Source organism: Arsenicicoccus sp. UBA6765 (assembly GCF_002453335.1).
In the GTDB taxonomy this organism is placed as follows: Bacteria; Actinomycetota; Actinomycetes; order Actinomycetales; family Dermatophilaceae; genus Arsenicicoccus; species Arsenicicoccus bolidensis.
Genome location: NZ_DKGR01000016.1, coordinates 1 through 3484, shown reverse-complemented (window position 1 = coordinate 3484; position 3484 = coordinate 1). Strand labels below are relative to the sequence as shown.

The 3484-nt window shown below is 73.0% G+C and carries 4 protein-coding genes; 3 read left to right on the top strand and 1 reads right to left on the bottom strand.

The window, feature by feature from the left end:
* Positions 1 to 86 precede the first annotated feature (86 nt).
* Positions 87 to 848, bottom strand: a complete 762-nt coding sequence (locus B4K29_RS02915; RefSeq protein ID WP_286966350.1) for a hypothetical protein — start codon at positions 846 to 848, stop codon at positions 87 to 89.
* A 41-nt stretch (positions 849 to 889) separates the two neighbouring features.
* On the opposite strand from B4K29_RS02915, the gene B4K29_RS02910 reads away from it, so the two are divergent.
* The 3 genes from B4K29_RS02910 to B4K29_RS02900 all read left to right on the top strand — a co-directional run.
* The gene (locus B4K29_RS02910; RefSeq protein WP_286966349.1) at positions 890 to 1684 is read left to right on the top strand and encodes an ABC transporter ATP-binding protein; all 795 of its coding nucleotides are present in this window, start codon (positions 890 to 892) and stop codon (positions 1682 to 1684) included.
* A gap of 138 nt (positions 1685 to 1822) precedes the next feature.
* Entirely contained in the window at positions 1823 to 2287 is a 465-nt protein-coding gene (locus B4K29_RS02905) for an NfeD family protein (protein WP_286966348.1), read from the top strand.
* Positions 2288 to 2290: 3 nt separating this feature from the next.
* Positions 2291 to 3484, top strand: a 1194-nt coding sequence (locus B4K29_RS02900; protein ID WP_286966346.1) for an SPFH domain-containing protein, incomplete at its 3' end; no start/stop codon positions are given.

Here is a 3484-nt window from a genome sequence, read left to right as displayed (position 1 = left end):
CGTCGAACGGGGGCAACCTCAGGAGGAAACCCTCACGATCGTGGGAGGGGGCGGGGGAGCGGGAACAACGGGACGGGGAGGCGGGGTCAGGGGAGACGGTCGGCGGGGAGGTAGCCCGCGATCGCCAGCGCCGCCACGTTGGTGGCCGTCTCCAGCGCCTCGTCCGCCGCCCGCTGCAGCCGCTGCAGCGTCGCCGACCGGCGCCCCGCCTCGCCCGCCACCAGCGACGGGTCGGCGGCCTCGAGCCCCAGGTCGGCGATGCGCCCGACCGTCGCGGCCAGGGTGATCACGGACACCGCGCGGGCGGGCAGGTCGGGCGGCAGGCCCCAGCGCCGCGAGCCCAAGGCCTCGTCGGCCACGTCCCGCGCGGCCGCGCCCCACACCGATCCCAGTGACGCGAGATCCTCGGTCGCCGAGGCGATCTCGCCCCGCAGGGCCCGTTCCGCCTCGCGGACCGACAGCATCTCCAGCCGGTGGGTCGGCACCGGGTCGCAGTCGTATGCCGTGAACCGCGCCGCCCACCCGACGTCCCCCGCAGGCCCGAACGGCTCGACGGTCGGGACCAGCGCCACGCCCAGCGCGGGGGAGTAGCAGCACTCGCCCGCCTCGGCCGCCGCCCCCGCCAGCTCCGGGTTGCCGCGCGGCACCGAGGCGGTGGCTCCGGCGCGGGGCAGGGCCACCGCCACGACGCGCTCGCCGAGGGTGCTCCAGTCCTGCACGCGCTCGGCTCCGGAGACGTGGTCCAGCTCGGCCGCCGCGGCCACCAGGGCGCGATCGAGGGGCAAGCGGCCGGCATACGCGCTCGTCACCCACAGGGACAGCCGACACGACAGGGGCAGCTCGGACATCCCGTCCATCGTAGGCGCGCGAGGTGCCATAGGGTCGGAGCATGAGCGACGTCCTCGAGTTCGACGATGTCACGGTCCGCCGTGGCGACACCACGCTGGTCGAGGGGATCGACTGGGAGATCGAGGAGGGGCAGCGCTGGGTCGTGCTGGGCCCCAACGGTGCTGGCAAGTCGACGCTGCTGCAGCTGGCCGCCGCGCGCATGCACCCGACGAGCGGCTCGGCGAGCGTCCTGGGCGAGACCCTGGGCGCGGTCGACGTCTTCGAGCTGCGTCCCCGCATCGGCATCGCCAGCGCCGCCACCGCCGAGCGCGTCCCCCTTTCGGAGCGGGTGCGCGACGTGGTGCTGACGGCGACCTACGCGGTGATCGGGCGCTGGCGCGAGAGCTACGACGAGCTGGATGAGGAGCGCGCCGACGAGCTGCTCGGGACCCTCGGCGTGGCGCACCTGGCGGACCGGACCTTCGGCACGCTGAGCGAGGGGGAGCGCAAGCGCGTCCAGATCGCCCGCGCCCTCATGGCCGACCCCGAGCTGATGCTCCTCGACGAGCCCGCCGCCGGCCTCGACCTCGGCGGCCGTGAGGACCTGGTGCGTCGCCTCGGCGAGCTCGCCCAGGACGTCATGTCACCGGCCCTGGTCCTGGTCACCCACCACGTCGAGGAGATCCCGCCGGGCTTCACCGACGTGCTGCTCCTGCGCGACGGCATGGTCGTGGCCGCCGGGCCGCTCGAGCTCACCCTCACCGAGGACAACCTGTCCGAGACCTTCGGCCTGCCCCTGGTCCTCGAGCAGCACGGCGAGCGGTATGCCGCCCGCGCCCGCCCCGACGGGGAGTGACCGTCCCCGCGCGGATCACCCCCACGACGATGACCCACGCGGGGAACCGCAGGGGCGCGGGGGGCGTCATACAAGTGTCCGCGCCGCAGGCGCACCCCGTGGTGCCCGGCGTGCTGGAGACGAGGAGAGTAGGACGACATGGAGTGGTTCGCTGACAACGGCTGGCTGGCCTGGGTGGGACTGGCCCTGATCCTGGGGGCCATCGAGGCGGCCAGCGTCGACTTCTTCTGGCTGATGCTGGCGGGAGGCTCCCTGGCGGGAGCCGTCACGGCCGCGCTGGGCGGCGGGTTCGCGGTGCAGGTCGTCGTCGCCGTGGTGGTCGCCCTGCTGCTCGTCCTCCTGGTGCGGCCCATGGTCAAGCGACGGTTCAGCGTCGCGCCGGACACCAGCATCGGTGCTGGTGCCAACATCGGGCGCGCAGCCCTGGTCACCGAGACGGTGACCACCACGAGCGGGCTGATCAAGCTCGCGGGGGAGACGTGGACGGCGCGCACCCAGGCGGGGCAACCCGCCATACCCCCGGGCCAGGAGGTCCGGGTGGTGTCCATCGAGGGGGCTACCGCCGTCGTTGCCGACGCTGCGGACAGCCGGGAAGGCATCTGACCCATGGAGACCCTGATCGTCCTCGGCATCCTGGTCCTCTTCGCGGTGATCGTCATCGCCAAGACCATCAAGATCGTGCCGCAGCAGACCGCCCTGATCATCGAACGGCTGGGCGGCTACTCGCGGACGCTGACGGCAGGCCTGCACCTGCTCGTCCCGTTCTTCGACAAGGTGCGCGCCAACATCGACCTGCGCGAGCAGGTGGTGTCCTTCCCGCCGCAGCCCGTGATCACGAGCGACAACCTGGTCGTCTCCATCGACACGGTCATCTACTACTCGGTGATCGACGCCAAGTCCGCCGTCTACGAGATCGCCAACTTCATCCAGGGCATCGAGCAGCTGACGGTCACCACGCTCCGCAACGTCATCGGATCCCTCGACCTCGAGCAGACGTTGACCTCGCGCGACCAGATCAACGCGCAGCTGCGCGGTGTCCTCGACGAGGCCACCGGCAAGTGGGGCATCCGCGTCAACCGCGTCGAGCTCAAGGCCATCGACCCGCCGCACTCCGTGCAGGACTCGATGGAGAAGCAGATGCGCGCCGAGCGTGACCGCCGCGCCGCGATCCTCACGGCCGAGGGCGTCAAGCAGTCCCAGATCCTGACCGCCGAGGGCGAGAAGCAGTCCTCGATCCTGCGCGCCGAGGGCTCGGCCCAGGCCCGCATCCTCGAGGCGCAGGGTCAGTCCCGCGCCATCACGCAGGTCTTCGACGCCATCCACCGCGGCAAGCCCGACCAGAAGCTCCTCGCCTACCAGTACCTCCAGGTCCTGCCGCAGCTCGCCCGCGGCGACGCCAACAAGCTGTGGGTCATCCCGTCCGAGCTCACCGAGGCGCTCAAGGGCATCGGCTCCGCGCTCGGCGGCACCGACACCAAGGGCGGCGGCTGGGGCAGCGACGCGTCCGACCCCTACACGCCGGCGGACGCCGAGCTGTCCCGCGCGGCCTTCGACGACGTGCAGCTGCAGGACCCGGCCGAGGCCCTGCGTGAGGCCCGCAGCCAGGCGCAGGCCACCGAGCGCGAGGCCGAGGACCACGCCCAGGACCGCCGTCGCGGCGGGGCCTCCGCGTCCATGCCGTCGGCAGCGGCCCCCGCGGCGGACCCGGTCACCACGCCCGGGCAGCCCGACCTGGCCCCGGACGTGACCACGGACCCCGCCGGTATGCCGACGGCGCCGACCGAGGCGATGCCCGCCGCC